Origin of the sequence: Labrys neptuniae, assembly GCF_040797145.1 — a bacterium.
Lineage (GTDB): Bacteria > Pseudomonadota > Alphaproteobacteria > Rhizobiales > Labraceae > Labrys > Labrys neptuniae.
Window position 1 is genome coordinate 1 of sequence record NZ_JBFNQD010000023.1, and the last position, 17932, is coordinate 17932.

General features: G+C 64.2%; 17 protein-coding genes. 9 read left to right on the forward strand and 8 right to left on the reverse strand.

Annotated elements, in window-relative coordinates:
• Positions 1–117: 117 nt before the first annotated feature.
• Positions 118–822, reverse strand: a complete 705-nt coding sequence (locus tag ABXS05_RS31840; protein ID WP_367626687.1) for an outer membrane protein — start codon at positions 820–822, stop codon at positions 118–120.
• A gap of 237 nt (positions 823–1059) precedes the next feature.
• On the opposite strand from ABXS05_RS31840, the gene ABXS05_RS31845 reads away from it, so the two are divergent.
• The gene (locus ABXS05_RS31845) at positions 1060–2868 is read left to right on the forward strand and encodes a glycosyltransferase (protein ID WP_367626688.1); all 1809 of its coding nucleotides are present in this window, start codon (positions 1060–1062) and stop codon (positions 2866–2868) included.
• A 65-nt stretch (positions 2869–2933) separates the two neighbouring features.
• On the opposite strand, the gene gpt is transcribed toward ABXS05_RS31845, so the two are convergent.
• From gpt to ABXS05_RS31860, 3 genes are all read right to left on the reverse strand, one after another.
• Positions 2934–3434, reverse strand: coding sequence for a xanthine phosphoribosyltransferase (gpt, locus tag ABXS05_RS31850; protein WP_105862778.1), 501 nt, complete (start codon positions 3432–3434; stop codon positions 2934–2936).
• A 229-nt stretch (positions 3435–3663) separates the two neighbouring features.
• Positions 3664–4434, reverse strand: coding sequence for a competence/damage-inducible protein A (locus ABXS05_RS31855; protein ID WP_376717703.1), 771 nt, complete (start codon positions 4432–4434; stop codon positions 3664–3666).
• Positions 4435–4486: 52 nt separating this feature from the next.
• Positions 4487–5617 (reverse strand): Mrp/NBP35 family ATP-binding protein, encoded by a 1131-nt coding sequence (locus ABXS05_RS31860; protein ID WP_367626689.1) that lies wholly within the window; start codon positions 5615–5617, stop codon positions 4487–4489.
• A gap of 359 nt (positions 5618–5976) precedes the next feature.
• On the opposite strand from ABXS05_RS31860, the gene ABXS05_RS31865 reads away from it, so the two are divergent.
• Positions 5977–6600, forward strand: coding sequence for a 2OG-Fe(II) oxygenase family protein (locus ABXS05_RS31865; RefSeq protein WP_367626690.1), 624 nt, complete (start codon positions 5977–5979; stop codon positions 6598–6600).
• A 155-nt stretch (positions 6601–6755) separates the two neighbouring features.
• Here ABXS05_RS31865 and ABXS05_RS31870 read toward each other — a convergent pair whose 3' ends face one another.
• Together ABXS05_RS31870 and ABXS05_RS31875 are read right to left on the reverse strand one after the other, a co-directional pair.
• Positions 6756–7250: an anthrone oxygenase family protein gene (locus tag ABXS05_RS31870; protein WP_367626691.1), complete on the reverse strand. Its 495-nt coding sequence runs from the start codon at positions 7248–7250 to the stop codon at positions 6756–6758.
• Positions 7243–8091, reverse strand: a complete 849-nt coding sequence (locus ABXS05_RS31875; RefSeq protein WP_367626692.1) for an NmrA family NAD(P)-binding protein — start codon at positions 8089–8091, stop codon at positions 7243–7245. The genes ABXS05_RS31870 and ABXS05_RS31875 overlap by 8 nt, the downstream gene beginning before the upstream one ends.
• A 174-nt stretch (positions 8092–8265) precedes the next feature.
• Here ABXS05_RS31875 and ABXS05_RS31880 point away from each other — a divergent pair, with 174 nt between their 5' ends.
• The 3 genes from ABXS05_RS31880 (at position 8266) to radC (ending at position 10830) form a co-directional block, all read left to right on the forward strand.
• Complete coding sequence (locus ABXS05_RS31880; protein ID WP_311938870.1) at positions 8266–8829, forward strand: TetR/AcrR family transcriptional regulator; 564 nt, start codon at positions 8266–8268, stop codon at positions 8827–8829.
• A 414-nt stretch (positions 8830–9243) separates the two neighbouring features.
• On the forward strand, positions 9244–10074 hold the full coding sequence (gene map, locus ABXS05_RS31885) for a type I methionyl aminopeptidase (RefSeq protein WP_367626693.1): 831 nt from the start codon (positions 9244–9246) through the stop codon (positions 10072–10074).
• Positions 10075–10830, forward strand: a complete 756-nt coding sequence (gene radC, locus ABXS05_RS31890) for a RadC family protein (RefSeq protein WP_367626694.1) — start codon at positions 10075–10077, stop codon at positions 10828–10830. It begins immediately after the preceding gene.
• 147 nt (positions 10831–10977) lie between these two features.
• Here the strand turns inward: radC and ABXS05_RS31895 are convergent, their stop codons facing one another.
• Positions 10978–11733, reverse strand: a complete 756-nt coding sequence (locus tag ABXS05_RS31895; RefSeq protein ID WP_367626695.1) for a DeoR/GlpR family DNA-binding transcription regulator — start codon at positions 11731–11733, stop codon at positions 10978–10980.
• A 100-nt stretch (positions 11734–11833) separates the two neighbouring features.
• Between ABXS05_RS31895 and ABXS05_RS31900 the strand changes: the two genes are divergently transcribed.
• Entirely contained in the window at positions 11834–12433 is a 600-nt protein-coding gene (locus tag ABXS05_RS31900; RefSeq protein WP_311938862.1) for an NUDIX domain-containing protein, read from the forward strand.
• Positions 12434–12502: 69 nt separating this feature from the next.
• Here ABXS05_RS31900 and ABXS05_RS31905 read toward each other — a convergent pair whose 3' ends face one another.
• A complete protein-coding gene (locus ABXS05_RS31905; protein WP_367626696.1) occupies positions 12503–13531 on the reverse strand; it encodes a zinc-dependent alcohol dehydrogenase family protein in 1029 nt (342 codons plus the stop codon).
• A gap of 115 nt (positions 13532–13646) precedes the next feature.
• Here ABXS05_RS31905 and ABXS05_RS31910 point away from each other — a divergent pair, with 115 nt between their 5' ends.
• From ABXS05_RS31910 to ABXS05_RS31920, 3 genes are all read left to right on the forward strand, one after another.
• Positions 13647–14561 (forward strand): LysR family transcriptional regulator, encoded by a 915-nt coding sequence (locus ABXS05_RS31910; RefSeq protein WP_367626718.1) that lies wholly within the window; start codon positions 13647–13649, stop codon positions 14559–14561.
• Positions 14562–14935: 374 nt separating this feature from the next.
• On the forward strand, positions 14936–16273 hold the full coding sequence (locus ABXS05_RS31915; protein WP_367626697.1) for an MFS transporter: 1338 nt from the start codon (positions 14936–14938) through the stop codon (positions 16271–16273).
• Positions 16274–16477: 204 nt separating this feature from the next.
• Positions 16478–17893 carry a circularly permuted type 2 ATP-grasp protein gene (locus ABXS05_RS31920; RefSeq protein ID WP_311938855.1) on the forward strand — a complete coding sequence of 472 codons (1416 nt, stop codon included), beginning with the start codon at positions 16478–16480 and terminating at the stop codon, positions 17891–17893.
• Positions 17894–17932 lie beyond the last annotated feature (39 nt).

A 17932-nucleotide genomic window follows, 5' to 3' on the forward strand; every position in this document is an offset into this window, starting at 1 on the left:
TCGATAACTCAAACCTTTGCAGCAGGCACATAAAATAACCCCGCCAAAAATGGCGGGGTTTGTCAGCGGTCTGAGCCCGGCGGAGCCGGGCTTCTCATACCGTCGCAGTGCGGTTGATCAGAACTTGTAGCTGATACCGGCCGTAACCGTCGTCTGGTTCCAATCCGCCTTCACGCGGCCATCGGGCGTCGCGTAGCTCTTCTTGTTGAAGTCGCTGTAGCGCACTTCCAGGCGGCCGATCCAGTTCTGGGTGAAGGCGTATTCGGCGCCCAGGCCCACCGTCCAGCCGATATGGGTATTGCTGGAATCAGCACCGGCCGTGGAGAGCTTGGCATTGGCCAGGGCAAGGCCGCCGGTGGCGTAGATCAGGATGTTGTCGAAGGCATAGCCGAGGCGAGCGCGGGCCGAGCCCTGCCACTCGGTCTTCAGTTTAAGCGTGCGAAGCGTGCCGCCATAATTGGCATGGGCGCTGCCGTTCAGGTTGGAATAGTCGATATCGCCTTCGACGCCGATGACGAATTCGTTGATCTGGTAGTTGTAGCCGGCATGGGCGCCGCCGATGAAACCGCTGAGATCGAACTTGTCCGCGAACTGCGGCGCAACCGTGGTCGTCGTCGTAACCGAGAAGAGCTTGCTCTGGTCGTCATTCTCGCGGCCCCAGCCATAACCGGCATGCAAACCCACATAGGGGCCGCTCCAGTTGTAAGGTGTTACCACCGGCGCAACCGGCTCGACGGCCTGCGCGGCCAGGTCGGCGGCATAGACCGAAGTCGAGCAGAGCAAGGCAGAAAGGCCGGCTATGGCGAAGCAAATCGTACGCATCGAATCCCCCTCGTAAAATGCGATACAAGCTATACTTTCAGGGCAAGTAAAAGTCGGTGACATATCGGCAACAGGCAAAATTAATTCGGCACCATAGCACCGCCATCGATGATTGCCTTGCCGGCGGATTTGGCCAGGGCTTGCAAGGCCTCGCCCGCTCGTGCTCTGCATCCTGCCATGCGGATCGTCCACGCCACGGCGGTGGATCCCGACCATGAAGAGGCAACAGGAGAAGGGATGAGCGAAAGCACTATCTCGATCACGCTTTGCGGCATCGACCTCGCGCTGATCTATCCCGACGATCTGGACGAAGAGATCTGGCCCTATTTCTGGCATGTCGCCCATGACGGCCAGCCGGAGGCTCCACCCGCGACCTTGCGCCTCTACCGCCAGGCCTACGGCCGGCTCGAACTCTATCGCGACGGCGCCCTGGTCTGGAAGGATCTGTCCTGGCCGGAGGCCCTGCATCCCCTGCTCGACGAGATCGGCCGCGTGGTGGCCGCGGCGTCCATCCGCCCGGTTCTGCGTGCCGCGGCAGTCGCCTATGACGGCAAAGTGGTGCTGATTGCCGGCCCTCCCGGCTGCGGCAAAACCGGCCTGGCAGCCTGGCTCGTCGAAAAGGGCTTCCAGTTCCTCGCCGACGATCTCGTCTGCCTCGGGGATGCGGAGGCGTCTGTGAGGCCGGGCTCGCTCGCCCTCGCGCCGCATGCGCAGGCATCGGCCCGGATCCTGTCTTCGCCGGCCTTCATCGATGCCTATGCCAGCCTCACCCAGGCGGGTGCCATAATCAAGCCGGAGGCCCTGGCGGAGGGACATGCGGCCGAGTGGCCCTGCGCCCTCGTCCTCATCCCGCAACGCCATGAGGGCGCCGAACCCGACCTGCAGACGATCTCGACCGACAGGCGCCGCTTCTTTCTCGAACTCGCCCAGCATCCCGACCAGCGCATATCGGCTGCGACCGAAGCCAGGCTCACCGATTTCGCCCGGCAGGTGCCGGTGGTCAGGGCCCGCTTCGGCCAGCCCGGCGACTGGCTCGACAACTTCCTCCGCCACACGCTCGATGCCGGTCTGCCGGCGGCGAATGCGGTCCATCAGCACAAGACCGAGGCGCGCCAGCAACTGGAGGCCGTGGCGGCGGTAACGGCGCGTCCGGCCGGCGACTGGTTCTTCCCCAAGCCGGCCCTCGCCGCACCGCGCAAGCGCCTGAGCATCGGCATGGCGACGTTCGACGACTATGACGGGGTCTATTTCACGCTGCAGGCCTTGCGGCTCTATCATCCCGAAGTCGCCGACGATCTCGAACTCCTGGTGGTCGACAACAATCCGAACGGGATGTGCGGCGACGCCCTGCGACGCCTTGCCAAGGGTTCGGGCGGGTTTCGCTATATTCCGGTATCAGAGAGCATCGGCACCGCCGTACGCGATTTCGTGATGCAGGAAGCCGCCGGCGAGCACGTTATGTGCCTCGATTGCCACGTCCTGCTGGTGCCGGGCGCGCTAGCCAGGCTGCTCGACTATTTCGAGCAGCATCCCGGCAGCAACGACCTGCTGCAAGGACCGCTGGTCAGCGACGACCTCACGAGCCTGTCCACCCATTGGAACGCGGAGTGGGCCGGGGGCATGTATGGCACCTGGGCGCTCGACGCCGCTGGCAGGGATCCGGAAGCGCCGCCCTTCGACATCCCGATGCAGGGGCTCGGCCTCTACGCCTGCCGCCGCGCCGCTTGGCCGGGTTACAACAAGCTCTTCCGCGGCTTTGGCGGCGAGGAAGGCTATATTCACGAGAAATTCCGCCAGGCAGGCGGGCGCACCCTATGCCTGCCTTTCCTGCGCTGGATCCACCGCTTCGACCGACCGATGGGCGCGCCTTATACGATCAGCTGGCACGACCGTATCCGCAACTACATGATCGGCTTCGACGAGCTCGGCCTGCCGATGGACGAGATGCTGGCCCATTTCCGCGAGCATGTCGGCCCGAGCGCGGAGCCGATCATCCGCAATTGCTGGGAGGAACTGGAACGGCTGCACATCGCGCAGCCGGGCTGATGCCATATCATCCCGAGAAGAGCGAGAAGAGTTGGTACCAACGCCGCGCTTTCAGCGCGCCGATGTCAGCCCTCGGTGCTCTGGGCGATCGGCGGCTGGAAGGCAAGACCCATGTCCCAGGGGAAATAGATCCAGGTATCCTGGCTGACCTCTGTGATGAAGGTATCGACCAGCGGGCGGCCGAGCGGCTTGGCGTAGACGGTGGCGAAATGCGCCTTGGGCAAGCGGTCGCGCACCACCTTGGCTGTGGAGCCGGTGTCGACGAGATCGTCGACCACCAGGATGCCTTCGCCGCCATTGGCAGCCAGCTTCTCGTCGACGTCCTTGAGCACCTGCAGGCCGCTCTGGGTCTTGTAGTCGTGATAGGAGGCGATGCAGACGGTCTCGATCAGGCGGATGCCGAGCTCGCGCGAAATGATCGCAGCGGGGACGAGGCCGCCGCGCGTGATGCAGACGATGGCATTGAAGGGGCCGCTGCCGGACAAGCGCCAGGCAAGCGCGCGCGCATCGCGGTGGAACTGATCCCAGGATACGGGGAAGGCCTTGTCGGGCTTCGGCGAGTTCATGATCCGGTCCCTAGCAAAAAATTCACCAGCTTCATCCACGGGTGGATGAAGCTGGTGAATTTTGCAAATGTTAAAAATCCTGCAAAGTATGGCTTATCGGGTTTCCGATCCGACGAGCCATAATTTGCGGGTTCGCGGGTCGCTCTTCATAGCGGTGAAATCGAACGGATCAAGCCCAGTTTTCGCCCTTCCACGCCATTTTACGAGCCAATCCCGGAAAAATCGGTGATCAGCGCTTGATGGTGGCGACCATCGCCTCGATATCGGCCTTGGCGGCAGCGACCTTGGCGGCATCCTTGCCCCGGATCACCAGCTGGGTCTGGAAGCCGGCCGGGCCGAAGGAGGGATAGGAGCCGATCGAGACCTCGGGATGAGCCAGCGCGATCGCCGCAAGCGGCTCGGCGACGGCGCCCTCGCCGATCCCCGGTCCCGGCGAAACGCTGTCGGACAGCGTGATGGCGCCCGTACGCATCCTGAGGATGGCGTTGTCCAGCATGCGCTGCATGATGTTGGGCACGCCCGCCATCACGATGACATTGCCCAGCATGAAGCCGGGTGCCGCGGAGACGGGATTGTCGACGAGCTCGGCCCCATCCGGAATGCGCGCCATGCGCAAGCGGGCCGGCGTCAGGTTTGCGGCACCGCCATAGTGCCTGGTCATCACCTCGACAGCGCGCTGGTCGATCTCGATGCCGACCCCGAAGGCCTTGGCGACGGAATCGGCCGTGATGTCGTCATGGGTCGGCCCGATGCCACCCGTCGACAGCACATAGTCATAGCGTGCGCGCAGGGCATTGACGGCCTCGACGATACGCTCCTCCTCGTCGGGAACGACGCGCACCTCCTTCACGTCCACCCCCGCACCCGTGAGGAATTCGGTGATGTAGCCGATATTCTTGTCCTTGGTGCGACCCGACAAGATCTCGTCGCCGACGACGAGAATGGCGGCCGTCACGGATACCGGAGAGGCTTGCTCGGGATTTGCAGAGAGCGTTTCCATAGGCATTTCCGAATGATGTCGCTGTCGGGTTCCGGCGGGTTGCGGCCGGCCGTCACTCGATGACAATACGCGGCGGCTGGCGTTGATCAACACCCTCCCCCGACAGACCGGCCCAGACCTGCGCCGCGATCCGGCGATAGATGCCGGCCTCGGCACTGTCCGGCAAGGTCGCAGTCACCGGCCTGCCGGCATCCGAGCGTTCGCGCACCTCCATGGACAGAGGCAGTTCGCCGAGGAAGGGCACGCCGAGCTTTTCCGCCTCGCGCCGCGCGCCGCCATGGCCGAAGAGATGGCTGACATGGCCGCAATTGGGGCAGGAGAAGGTGGACATGTTCTCGATGATGCCGAGGATCGGCACGTTCACCTTCTGGAACATGCCGACGCCGCGCCGGGCGTCGATCAAGGCAAGATCCTGCGGCGTCGAGACGATCACCGCGCCGGCCAAAGGCGTGTTCTGCGCCATGGTGAGTTGCGCATCGCCCGTACCCGGCGGCATGTCGACCACCATGACGTCGAGTTCGCCCCAGACGACATCGCGCAGCAGCGTGGTGAGCGCCGACTGCACCATCGCGCCACGCCAGATCATCGCGGTCTCCTGGTCGACCAGGAAGCCGATCGACATCGCCTTCACGCCATAGGCTTCGAGCGGGATGATTTTCTTGTCGGCATTCTGTTCGGGCTTGTCGGTCAGGCCGAGAAGTTTTGGAACAGATGGTCCAAATATATCGGCATCGAGCAGCCCGACGCTCAGCCCCTGCGCTGCGAGGGCAATGGCGAGATTGCAGGCCGTCGTCGACTTGCCAACGCCGCCCTTGCCGGAGGCGACGGCGACGACGCGCTTGACGCTGGGCAGCACGGGCGGCCGCTGCTGCGGCGCATTGTGCGCGGCGGTCTGCGCCCGCGGGCCCGGCGGTTCCTGCCGCGCCGCGCCGGCCGGCCGCTCGGCCGTCAGCCCCACCAGAACATTGGCGACGCCGGGAAGGCCGCGCACGGCGCTCTCCGCTGCAGCACGCACCGGCTCCATGGCCCGCGCCTCGGTGGGATCGATGGCAATGGCAAACATCACCTTCGAACCGTCGATGCGGATTTCGGTCAGCCGGCCGGTCGAGGGCAATGATTGGCCGCTTGCCGGCAGCTTGACGAGTTCAAGGGCGCGAATGACATCGGCTGGCGTCAGAGACAAGGAACGATCCTCACGAAGCAAGGGAAGGTGCCGGCGAGGCGGCCCCGAAAGTTTCCCTCAATATTGGGAAGCGCGGCGGGGGCATTCAAGCACAACCACCGCCAAGTCCCGCAATAATATGGCGCGCCAGCGCGATTCTCCTATCGGGCAGATTGCAGCAAGGACACGCGTGCAAGCCGGTCACGAAAAGGAGCAGGCAGCAGGGGCTCACAGGACCGCCTATAAACCAAAAGCATCTTGACCACGACGGGCGTCGGCGAGACATTCAAGCCCGTCATATCCATTCAGGGTCGGGGGACGCTCGGGCAGCACCGTGCAGGCTTTGCCAGCCGGTGCCTGCATTCCAGGAGTGACCGGCGATGCCTGTCATCGACCTTGATGTCATCCGCAATGCTGAAATCCATGACGAGCCCTACCGCCACATCATCGGCGAGGGTTTTCTCCAGAAGAACAAGATCCCGTCGCTTCGGCAGGACTTTCCGGCCATCGACAAACCCGGCTTCCTGACCGTTTCCGACATTGCGCTACGAGGCAGCTTCCGGGAGCTGGTCGAGGAACTCGAAAGCAGCGCGATGGCCCAGTCCCTGTCCGAGAAGCTCGGCCTCGATCTCGATCCCCTGCCCCGGCTGACGACGATCCGCCGGCTTTCGCAACTCAAGGACGGGCGCATCCATACCGACAGCGAAAGCAAGCTCGCCACCTTCCTGGTCTATATGAACGATGGCTGGAAGGAAGGTGAAGGCGGATGCCTGCGCGTGCTGAACGGGCCTGACAATTTCGACGACATGACGGCCGAGATCTCGCCCGTCATGGGCTCCTGCTTCGGCTTTCGCCGGGCCGCCAACTCATGGCACGGCCACAAGCCCTTCGCAGGCGAGCGGCGCGTCGTCCAGATCACCTGGCTGAAGGATGCCGGCGAACTCGAACGCAAGAAGAAGCGCAACAGCGTGGCCCAGTTCTTCAAGGGCATCTTCGGGCGTTGAGGGCATTCTCCAGAAAGGCCGGCAGGCTTTCCGTTCGAGAAACGGCGCGAGAACAAGGAGCTCGAGCAGGGTCGGATTCGAAGAAGACGTACCTCGCTCCAAAGACGCAGCATCGGAAGATGCCAGCCCCTCTCCCGGCCGCCGCGCAAGTGCCCTCAGGCAGCGCTGCGCGCAATCAGCGCAAGCATGAACAGCACCATGGCGAGCGCCGAAGCCGCGGTCCTGACGCTGTTCCAGAATGTCCAGTCCACCAGATAACGCTGCCAGAGTTCCCCGGCCTCGATCGTCTCCGGCTTGACCACGGCGATGGCATCGTTGAGCGGTACGTTCAGAGCCATGGTCACGCCGATGCAGGCGATAAGATAGACCAGGCTGCCAAGCAGCAGCAGTTTGCCGCTCCACTCTCCCAGCCAGAGCCAGGAACCCAGGGCAAGTCCGAGACAAAGCACCGCCGTGCCCATGAAGGCCAGCATGAAGCCGGGATTGATCACGGTGACGTTGATCGCCTGCATCGCCGCGATGCCGCTCGCCGGAGCGACGCGGCCAAGCGCCGGCATGACGAAATTGGAGAAGGCGAAGAAGATGCCGGCGACTACGCCGCTGCCGACGGCAGCGATGAACGTGGTGACGTAGAGGCTGCGCTCAAGCATGGCTTCCTCCCCAGATGCCGGTGGCGGCAGTGCGGGCGACATAATCGGCGAAGCGGCGCGGCTGATGTCCCAGAGCGCGTGCGACGCCGTCGGCAATCGGCTCGTTGCGGCCGTCGAGCACGGTAGAGAACAGATAGGTGACGAGATCGACGACCTCCGGCGGCAGGCCCTGCTCGACCAGGCCGGCGCGATAGGCCTCCTGGGAAACCGGCACATAGTCGATGCGGCGTCCGCAAGCCTCGGCAATCGCCGCGATGGCCTGCTGGAAGGTCAGGGCTTCAGCACCGGTGATCTCATAAAGCTGGTGGGAATGCCTGGCATCCGCAAAGGCGGCCACTGCGATTTCGGCGATGTCGTCGGCATCCACGAAAGGCTCCGGGGCGAGCGTGTCAGGCAGAACAATCTCCCCCGCCAGGATGGCGTCGAGGAAGAAATTCTCGCTGAAATTCTGGAAGAACCAGCTGCAGCGCAGGATCGTCCAATCGAGACTGGTGGCCCGCAGCGCCTCTTCCGCGTCCTGGGCCTCCGGCTCACCCCGCCCGGACAGCAGCACGATCTTGCCGACACCGGCCGCCCTGGCTTCGGCGAAGAACCGGCTCACTGCCGCGACCGCTCCGGGCAGGGCGAGGTCGGGCTGATAGGCGACATAGACGGCGGCGATACCGTCAAGGGCGGCGGCCCAGCCTTCCGGCCTTTCCCAATCGAAGGCCGGCTGCGCCTTGCGCGAGCCGAGGCGCACCGTCCGCCCTGCCTTTTCCAGCCCTTCGACAACCCGGCGCCCCGTCTTGCCGGTTCCGCCCAACACCAGCACTGCGCCCTTGGACCAGTGATCATTTGCCATTTCGACCTCCCGCTGATAAACATGAGTAATTCTCATATTTGAGAATGTGATAATTACTCATGTTTTCGCTGTCAAGCCATGCCTGCAAAAAGATCTCCTGCCGCCTCCCCCGCAGAGGCAAGTACAGCAACCCTTCCCCGGCGCGCGCCGGTCCAGCAGCGCAGCCGCGAACGCATGGACAGGATCCTGGCGGTGGCAACGGCAATGATCGGGGTACGCGGCAGCGACCAGTTGAAGATGGGCGAGGTCGCCGAACAGGCCGGCATCTCCATCGGCTCGCTCTACCAATATTTCCCCGACAAGAGCGCCATCATCCGCAGCCTCGCCGAGCGCTGCAGCGCCGAGAGCCGCCGCTGTATCGAGGACGCCCTGACACCAGTTCAATCGCTGGCGGAGCTGGAGGCGGCCTATGGTTCGCTGATCGACATCTATTACGACATCTACCGGGCCGAGCCGGTGATGCGCGACATCTGGTCGGGCACGCAGGCCGACAAGCAGCTCGCGGCCCTCGAACTCGCTGAAAGCCGCATCTGCGGCGGCATGCTGGCCGATGCCATGGCGCGGGCCCACGGGGCGGCGGATGCTTCAGCCTATGCCACCACCGCTTTCACGATCTGGCAGCTCGGGGAGGCAACCATGCGCCTGGCGGTCTCGGTGGACGAAAAGGAAGGAGCGGCCATCGTAGCGGCCTTTCGCCGGATGACTTTGCGGGAAATCCTGGCACCAGCGCGGTCATAGCTTCTGGGATCGCGGGCGTCCTCGCCCGCATCTGGAAACATTGCGGGTGATGACAACGAAATTGCAGGCTGGAAGCCCATAGGCGCTAACTTAAGTTGAGAATGCGCCGATTTCTTACCTCCCCTGGAGGGGGAGGGTCGGCCTATAAGGCCGGGGTGGAGTGAAACTAAGCAAGTTCTGTCAAAATGAATGCAATCTCCGCGAGGAAGCCACCCCACCCCGAGACTGCGTGTCGACCCTCCCCCTCCAGGGGAGGGTAAAGGGCCCGCACCTCATCCGCAAAGTTAGCGCCTATGGGCTGGAAGCCTGCGATCCCAAGACGATCACAAGGCAGCCATGCGATATTCAGAATTCTCTTTCCTGTCCGCATCCCCAGATGGCATAAGAATCCTACATGTCTAATCAGGTAGTTTCATGAGCTTCATCGACGCAGAACTGTCTCCCCAGCGCAAGAATGGCCAGATCAAGATCCATGGTCCGGAGGCCTTTGCCGGCATGCGCGCGGCAGGCAGGCTTGCGGCCCAGGGGCTGGACCTGATGGTGGACGCGGTCAAGCCCGGCGTCACCACCAATCAGCTCGACCGGATGCTGTTCGAATTCGCGATGGACAACAAGGCTTACCCGGCCACCCTGTTCTATCGCGGCTATCGCAAGTCGAGCTGCATTTCGCTCAACCACGTGGTCTGCCACGGCATCCCGGATGACAAGCCTCTCCAGGATGGCGTCATCCTCAACATCGACTATACCGTGGTGCTCGATGGCTGGCATGGTGATTCCAGCCGCATGTATGCAGCCGGCGACATCGCTCGCCGGGCCGAGCGGCTGATGGAAGTCACCTATGAGGCGATGATGCGCGGCATCAACGTCATCAAGCCGGGCGCGACCACCGGCGATATCGGCTACGCCATCCAGAGCTACGCCGAAGCCGAGCGCTGCTCGGTGGTGCGCGATTTCTGCGGCCACGGCCTCGGCCGCCTGTTCCACGACGAGCCCAACATCCTGCATTGCGGCCGGCGCGGCGAAGGCGTGGTGCTCAAGCCCGGCATGTTCTTCACGGTGGAGCCGATGATCAATCTCGGCCGGCCGGACGTGAAGGTGCTCAATGACGGCTGGACCGCGGTCACGCGTGACCGTTCGCTCTCGGCGCAGTTCGAGCACAGCGTCGGCGTGACCGAAACCGGCGTCGAGATCTTCACCCTCTCCCCCGCCGAGTTGAACCAGCCACCCTACGCCAAGGCTGCCTGAATGAAGAAGGGGCGCTCGCCTTTGCCGGACGCCCCACTTCCCGGCCTGGGCGAAGCACCCCTGTTCCCGTCAGCCGGCGAACCGGTGGAGCCGCACTATCACGGCCATCGCGAGAGGCTGCGCCAGCGCTTTGCCGAGGCCGAGGGCCGGCTGCCCGACTATGAACTGCTCGAACTCCTATTGTTCCGCTCCATTCCGCGCCGGGACGTCAAACCGCTCGCCAAGGCGCTGATCGCCCGCTTCGGCTCGCTGGCGGAAGTGCTGGGCGCGCCGATCGCCCGGCTCAAGGAGGTCGACGGCGTCAGCGACGGCGTGGCCGGCGACCTCAAGATCGTCGAGGCGGCAGGCCATCGCCTTGCCAAGGGCGGCATCGCCAAGCGGCCGGTGCTGTCGACCTCGGCGGCGCTCATCGACTATTGCCGCAGCACCATGGCTTTCGCCGAGCGCGAAATCTTCCGCATCCTCTTCCTCGACACCAAGAACGGCCTGATCGCCGACGAGGTGCAGCAGAGGGGCACGGTCAATCATACGCCCGTATACCCGCGCGAGGTGGTGAAGCGGGCACTGGAACTTTCGGCCACCGCGCTGATCCTCGTCCATAACCACCCCTCCGGCGATCCTTCGCCGTCCTCGGCGGACGTTTCGATGACGCGCACCATCGCCGATGTCGCCGGGCAGCTCGGCATCGTGGTACATGATCACATCATCATCGGCCGCGACGGCCATGTCAGCCTGAAGGCGCAACGCCTGTTCTGAAGGGTGCCCCGGCACCATCCTCGCCGGAGACGGCCATGCGCACCAAAGCCATGTTCCAGCGCATCGCTCTGATCAAGAAAATCCAACGAACTCCCTGGCAAACGCCCTCGCCCGACCGACCAGGCACTCCCATGCGGCATGGGAGCATCATGCCCGGATGATGGTGACGCCAAGTGCACGGAAGGGTTCGACGGCCTGATCGGGCGTGTCCTCCTCCACCTGCATCGCGTCGATCTCCTCCATCGTCGCGACCTGAAAGGGCGAAGCCGCGCCGATCTTCTCCCGGGAAGCCAATACCACGGTTTCCGCAGCCTGCCGGCACAGCGCCCGCTTGATGGCCGCCTCCTCGCTGTCACCGGTGGTCAGGCCGATCTCGGCATGGATGCCCGTCACCCCCATGAAATAGATGTCGGCCCGGATGCGTGCGATCGCCTCGGCGGCGACGGCCCCCACGGCGACCATGGAGTGGCGGAACAGCCGGCCTCCGATCAGTTCCACCTCGATGCCGGCATGGCCGGCAAGCTCGACCGCCACGTTCGGACTGTGGGTCACCACCATGGCCTTGAGACCGGGGGCGAGATGGCGCGCGAGCTGTACCGCAGTGGTACCGCCGTCGAGCATCACCACCTGTCCCGGGCGCACCAGGCGCGCGGCCGCCCGGCCGATGGCGACCTTGCCGGCCACCGAAACCTCGCGGCGCTGGACGAGATCGCCCATGGCCGGTGAGGCCGGCAGGGCCCCGCCATGCACACGCTGCAGCAGCCCCTCGCCCGCCAGTTCGCGCAGATCCCGGCGGATGGTGTCCTCCGACAGGTCGAGTTCCCGGCTGACTGCCTTGGCGACGACGCGCCCGTCCCGGCCGAGGACCTCGAGAATATAGGCCTTTCGCTCGCTGGTGAGCATGATGCCGCCGCCTCACGAATTCTCTTGACTTCGCACGAAACTGCACGAATTTTGAAATCCATTCAAGGTCATTCAAGATATTTCGTGCAAAGAGGCTGTCATGAGCGTGGCGGATCGGGTGCGTGTGGAGGATGTCGAACTCCTCTCCGACGATTGGTATGTGCTGAAGAAAACCACGTTTCTCTATCGCCGCGGCGATGGAAGCTGGCAAAGGCAGAGCCGGGAAACCTATGACCGCGGCAACGGCGCCACCATCCTGCTCTACGATCCTTCGCGGCGTACCGTCGTCCTGACGCGACAGTTCCGCTATCCGGCCTTCGTCAATGGCTGGGACGACCTCCTGATCGAGGCCCCGGCCGGCCTGCTCGACAATGCCGGACCGGAGGAGCGCATTCGCGCCGAGACGGAGGAGGAAACCGGCTTCCGGATCCGCGAAGTCCGGCGCGTGATGGAGGCCTATATGAGCCCGGGCTCGGTGACCGAGAAGCTCTATTTCTTCGTCGCGCCCTACAGCCCGGGCGACCGTGTCGGCACAGGCGGCGGCCAGGCTGAGGAAGGCGAGGACATCGACCTCCTCGAACTCGATATCGACGAGGCGCTGGCGATGATCGCGCGCGGCGAGATCCGCGACGGCAAGACCATCATGCTGCTCTATCATGCCGCCCTGCATCTTTTCGGCAGAGCAGCGGCGGCGGCATGACGCTACAGTTGCGTATTCTCCGGGAAGCGCCGGATCTGGAGTGTCAGGCGCGAAGGCGGGCTGCTCCAGCTACCGATCCGTCTCGATCACGATCTTGCCGAAGGCACCGCGGTCGAGATGATCGAGTGCGGCCGGGAGCTCGGCGAAACCGTAACGCCTGTCGATGACGGGCCGGAGGCCGAGCGCGTCGACGGCCCGCACCAGATCCTCCTGTGCCCGGCGATGGCCGACGCCGATGCCCTGGACCGTGAGGCCCTTGAGCATCAGAGGAACCACCGGAGCGGAAACCTCCACGCCTTCCAGCACGCCGATGACGGAGATGCGCCCGCCCATCGCCGCTGCCTGGACGGACTGCCCCAGATTGGGGCCCCCGGCGACTTCGAGGATGTGATCGGCACCGCGATCCCCCGTCAGGCGATGGGTCGCCTCCACCCAGTCCTCGCGGCTGCGATCGATGCCATGGTCGGCCCCAAGCTCGCGGACCCGCACCAGCTTGTCGGCGCTGCCGGAGGTGACGATCACGCTCGCCCCGGCAGCCTTGGCGATCTGCAGCCCGAACAGCGAGACGCCGCCGGTGCCCTGTACCAGCACGGTCTTGCCGGCCAGGGGAGCTCCGCGCTCCACCAGCGCGAACCAGGCGGTCAGCCCGGCTACCGGCAGGGTGCTCGCGGCAGCATCATCAAGTGTGGCGGGCGCGAAAGTGAACCAGTCCTCGGGAAAGGCGACATAATCCGCAAGCACGCCTGGCCGCATGCCCCCCAAGGTGCGATAGGGAGGCACCCGGGCCGTACCGTCGTTCAGCCCGTCGATCCAGCCGGGAATGAAGGTGGAGATCACCCGGTCACCCGGTTTGAATCGCGTGCTTCCCTCTCCGACGGCCTCGACGACCCCCGCCATGTCCGACGCCGGGGTGAAGGGAAAAGCCAGGGGCTGGCCGAAGCCGGTTTCGATCACCAGCTTATCGCGGTAGTTCAGGGAAACGGCAGCCACTTTGACCAGGACTTCGCCCGCCGCCGGCCGGGGCTTGGCGACATGCTCGAGCACGAGCCGATCGCGCCCGATTGCGTTCATCGACCACCGTTTCATCTGTTCCGTCATGACCGTCTCCATCGAATTCAGGGAGCCGGCACGGTAATGTTGAATTTCATGCACCAGTGGCGATATAATTTCCGATCATTGGTTCCTAGCTATCTACAAGATCGCCCTTGCCATGGTGGATCGTCTCAACGGTGTCTCGGTCTTCGTCGAAGCGGTGGAAGCCGGCGGCTTTGCTGCGGCTGCGCAGCGGCTCAATTTGTCGCGCTCGGCGGTCGGCAAGTCGATCGCCCGGCTCGAAGAACGCCTGGGAACCCGGCTGTTCCATCGCACCACGCGCAGCCAGGCGCTGACCGAGGACGGCCAGGTCTTCTATGAGCGCTGCCTGAGGGCATTGGCCGAGATCCGCGAGGGCGAGGCCATGCTCGACAGCGGTCGGCGCGACGTCGGCGGCCGGCTGCGCGTCACCATGCCGGCCCTGTTCGGACGGGCCTGCGTCGCGCCGCTCTTGCTCCGGCTCGCCGCCCAGCATCCGGCCCTCGAGCTCGAGCTCAATTTCAACGACAGGCGCGTCGACCTGATCGAGGACGGCTACGACCTCGCCATTCGCAACGGCGCCCTCGAATCCGACATGAACCTGATCACGCGCCGTGTCGCCCAGCAGCGCATGACCGTGTGCGCCGCCCCTGCCTATCTGCGCGAACATGGAGCGCCGCTCACCCTGGCCGCCCTCGCCGACCATCACGCCATTCTCTACGGGCGCTCGGGCCAACCCCGCTCATGGCTGTTTCCGGTGATGGGCGGGCCTGCCGTCGAAATCATGCCCCCGAGCCGTTTCATCTTCGACTCCCTCGATGCCGTCGCCGATGCCGCGGTGGCCGGAGCAGGCCTTGCCTGGATGCCGTGCTGGCTGGTGGCCGAGCGTGTGCGCAAGGGCGAGCTGATCCGGGTACTGACCGAGCATCCCGGCCTGGTCTTCGACGTGCACGCCCTTTGGCCGCGCTCCCCCGTGCTGCCGCTGCGTGTGCGGGCCGCCATCGATATTCTGGCTGCGAACCTCTCGCGCCTGATGAGCAATGAAGTCGGCCTCTGAAGGCGCAATGCGGGTCATCCGGGAAGAAAACGTTCCGAATTGTCATAGCCAGGCTTGACCCGGCTATCCAGAAGCCTCTTGCGCAACGCGGGGACCCAGGCTGGATTGCCGGGTCAAGCCCGGCAATGACAAAGGTCGAGCAAACACGAGGACACTCAGGTGCACCGCATTGACCTCTGAAGACGCGCCTTCCCGGACCGATCGCTAATCCTGCCGTTCGCTGCCTTCCAGGTGCGAGAACGCCATCCCCTTGCCATCGGGCACGAATGGGGTTATCCAGTATTTAATTAACATATTAAGTATAAAGAAATCCAGGTTGATCTTCTCGGCAAGCATGCTTCGAGGCGACAGATCGGGAGCGACAGGAGGAAGCCATGGCAAACCAGGGCTATTCGCAGGGTGATGTCGCCGGCCGAGATTTCGCGATCGACGCGGATATCCAGGCCGTCGGCAATGCGATCCATCGCGTCACGGCGTGGCGGATCATGCCCCTGCTGTTGGCCTGCTACGTCTTCGCCCATCTCGACCGCATCAATATCGGCTTTGCCAAGCTGCAGATGACGTCCGATCTCGGCTTCAGCAACACCGCCTATGGCCTGGGGGCCGGCCTGTTCTTCGTGGCCTATGCCCTGTTCGGCGTGCCGAGCAACATCATGCTCGACAAACTCGGCCCGCGGCGTGGCATCACCCTCATCATGCTCGTGTGGGGAATTCTCTCCGCCTCGACCTTCCTGATCAGCTCCGCCCTGCAGTTCTATGGTCTGCGCTTCCTTCTCGGCATCGCCGAAGCGGGCTTCTTTCCGGGCGTCCTCGTCTACATCAATCGCTGGTTTCCGCAGCGCCGGCGCGGCCAGGTCACGGCGCTCTTCGCCCTTGCCGTGCCGGCCGCCGGCCTGCTCGGCGGCCCGATTTCGGGCAGTATTCTGGAAAGCTTCCACGACATCGCCGGCCTGCGCGGTTGGCAGTGGATGTTCCTGCTCGAAGGCCTTCCCGTCATCGCGCTGGCCTTGGTGGTCTACGCAGCGCTCCCCGACACCGTGCGCGATGCCTCCTGGCTGAGCCAGCCGCAGAAGGAACATCTGACCGCAATCCTCGCCGCCGAACAGAAGCCGACGGCGAATGTCTCGCTGTCCCAATGCCTTCGCGATCCCCGGATCTGGCAATTGGTCGGCATTTATTTCGCCGTCATGCTTGCCGTGAACACGATCGCTTTCTGGACACCGGCCTTGATCAATGGCGCCGGTATCACCAGCGATATGACGATCGGGCTCCTCAGCGCCATCCCCTATCTGGCGGGCTGCATCTTCATGCTTGCCACCGGCCATTCCTCGGACAGGTTCAGGGAGCGCCGCTGGCATCTTTGCATCCCTCTGCTCATGGCAGCCGGCGGCCTCGCGCTCATCGGCTTCGATCCCGGCAACCCGGTATCGGCCATGGTTGGCCTGACGATCGCCGGCATGGGTGCCAGCACCTCCCTGCCCCTGTTCTGGCAATTGCCGCCCACCGTGATGTCCGCCGCCGTCCTGGCGGCCGGCATCGCCTTGGTGAGTTCGCTGGGCAATGTCGCGGCTTTCCTCGCCCCCTATTTCCTTGGCTGGATGCGCGACGCGACTCAGAGCTCATCGCTCGCGCTCTATTGTCTTGCGGTTCTCATCGCGATTGGTGGCCTCGCCGTCCTGCGCCTGCCGGCTTCGCTCGTGAATCCCCGCTGACCAAAGGCCGAGGACGCATCGACTGCGGCCGAAGCCTCAGCCGCCATTTCAGGCAAACAATGCCAGCAGGGAAGGCAAGATGCCTCCGCACTAGGCAAATCTGCAATTCTGCCCATGATCTCGCCAATCGATCTACGCAGATCGCTTGCCGCCTTGCACGATCTCGCTCAATGTAACGCCAGATTGCACGTCTGGAGGGATTGCATGGCGGCGTTCGACGAGATGACCCTGAGCGACGGCGCTATACGTCCCGCCTATGCCGATCTCGCGCAATGGCTCTCCACGGCCCCCAAGGAATTGCTGACCCACCGACGCAACGAGGCCGAGCTCTTGTTCCGGCGCATCGGCATCACCTTCGCCGTCTATGGCGACAAGGATGGCGCCGAACGCCTGATCCCCTTCGACATCATCCCCCGCATCCTGGCGGCCCAGGAGTGGAACACGCTCAAAAGCGGCCTCGAACAGCGCGTGCGTGCGCTGAACATGTATATCAAGGACGTCTACGGCAAACGCGAAGTGGTGCGCGCCGGCGTGGTGCCGGAGGACCTGATCTTCAACAATCCGGCCTTCCGCCCCGAAATGGCGGGCCAGAGCGTGCCCCATGACGTCTATGTCCATATTGCCGGCATCGACATCGTGCGCGTCGACGCCGATACCTTCTATGTGCTCGAGGACAATGCGCGCACACCTTCCGGCGTCTCCTACATGCTGGAGAACCGCGAAGTCACCATGCGCCTGTTCCCGGAAGTGGTGGCGCGCCATCGCATCGCCCCGGTCGAGAATTACACGGACGAACTGCTCGCCACCCTGCGCTCGATCGCCCCTCGCACGGCCTCGCGCGATCCGGTCGTGGTGCTGCTGACGCCGGGCATGTACAATTCGGCCTATTACGAGCATTCCTTCCTGGCCGACCGCCTCGGCATCGAGATCGTCGAGGGGCGTGATCTCTTCGTGCGGGACGAAATCGTCTATATGCGCACCACCGAAGGGCCTCGCCGGGTCGACGTGATCTATCGGCGCATCGACGACGACTTCCTCGATCCCCTCGCCTTCCGACCGGATTCGGCCCTCGGCGTTCCCGGCCTGATGACCGCCTATCGCGCCGGCAACGTCACGCTGACCAACGCTGTCGGTACCGGTGTCGCCGACGACAAGGCCGTCTATTCCTACATGCCCGACATCGTGCGCTTCTTCCTCGGCGAGGAGCCGATCCTGCAGAATGTGCCGACTCATCGCTGCCGCGAGCCCGAGGCGCTGGCCTATGTGCTCGACAATCTCGAAAGTCTGGTGGTCAAGGAGGTCTCGGGATCGGGCGGCTACGGCATGCTGATCGGCCCGCACGCCAGCAAGGCCGAGATCGCCGACTTCAGGGCCAAGCTGAAGGCTCATCCCTTCGGCTACATCGCCCAGCCCACCTTGGCGCTCTCGACCTGCCCTTGCTATGTCGAGGAGGGCATCGCGCCTCGCCATGTCGATCTCAGGCCCTTCGTCCTCACCGGTTCGGACAAGGTCCGCATCGTGCCCGGTGGCCTGACCCGCGTGGCACTGAAGCAAGGCTCTCTGGTGGTGAACTCGAGCCAGGGGGGCGGCACCAAGGATACCTGGATCCTGGATCGGTGATATCAGCCATGCATCGCTCGCCCTCCTTCTCCCGCTCCC

What these genes read in the sequence shown, in the direction of transcription:
- map (WP_367626693.1), top strand. Translation starts at nt 9,244, where the DNA reads ATGAGCTTCATCGACGCAGAACTGTCTCCCCAGCGCAAGAATGGCCAG.
- ABXS05_RS31915 (WP_367626697.1), top strand. Translation starts at nt 14,936, where the DNA reads ATGGCAAACCAGGGCTATTCGCAGGGTGATGTCGCCGGCCGAGATTTC.
- ABXS05_RS31855 (WP_376717703.1), bottom strand. Translation starts at nt 4,434, where the DNA reads ATGGAAACGCTCTCTGCAAATCCCGAGCAAGCCTCTCCGGTATCCGTG.
- ABXS05_RS31920 (WP_311938855.1), top strand. Translation starts at nt 16,478, where the DNA reads ATGGCGGCGTTCGACGAGATGACCCTGAGCGACGGCGCTATACGTCCC.
- ABXS05_RS31900 (WP_311938862.1), top strand. Translation starts at nt 11,834, where the DNA reads ATGAGCGTGGCGGATCGGGTGCGTGTGGAGGATGTCGAACTCCTCTCC.
- ABXS05_RS31870 (WP_367626691.1), bottom strand. Translation starts at nt 7,250, where the DNA reads ATGCTTGAGCGCAGCCTCTACGTCACCACGTTCATCGCTGCCGTCGGC.
- radC (WP_367626694.1), top strand. Translation starts at nt 10,075, where the DNA reads ATGAAGAAGGGGCGCTCGCCTTTGCCGGACGCCCCACTTCCCGGCCTG.
- ABXS05_RS31905 (WP_367626696.1), bottom strand. Translation starts at nt 13,531, where the DNA reads ATGACGGAACAGATGAAACGGTGGTCGATGAACGCAATCGGGCGCGAT.
- ABXS05_RS31840 (WP_367626687.1), bottom strand. Translation starts at nt 822, where the DNA reads ATGCGTACGATTTGCTTCGCCATAGCCGGCCTTTCTGCCTTGCTCTGC.
- ABXS05_RS31875 (WP_367626692.1), bottom strand. Translation starts at nt 8,091, where the DNA reads ATGGCAAATGATCACTGGTCCAAGGGCGCAGTGCTGGTGTTGGGCGGA.
- ABXS05_RS31845 (WP_367626688.1), top strand. Translation starts at nt 1,060, where the DNA reads ATGAGCGAAAGCACTATCTCGATCACGCTTTGCGGCATCGACCTCGCG.
- ABXS05_RS31880 (WP_311938870.1), top strand. Translation starts at nt 8,266, where the DNA reads ATGGACAGGATCCTGGCGGTGGCAACGGCAATGATCGGGGTACGCGGC.
- gpt (WP_105862778.1), bottom strand. Translation starts at nt 3,434, where the DNA reads ATGAACTCGCCGAAGCCCGACAAGGCCTTCCCCGTATCCTGGGATCAG.
- ABXS05_RS31895 (WP_367626695.1), bottom strand. Translation starts at nt 11,733, where the DNA reads ATGCTCACCAGCGAGCGAAAGGCCTATATTCTCGAGGTCCTCGGCCGG.
- ABXS05_RS31865 (WP_367626690.1), top strand. Translation starts at nt 5,977, where the DNA reads ATGCCTGTCATCGACCTTGATGTCATCCGCAATGCTGAAATCCATGAC.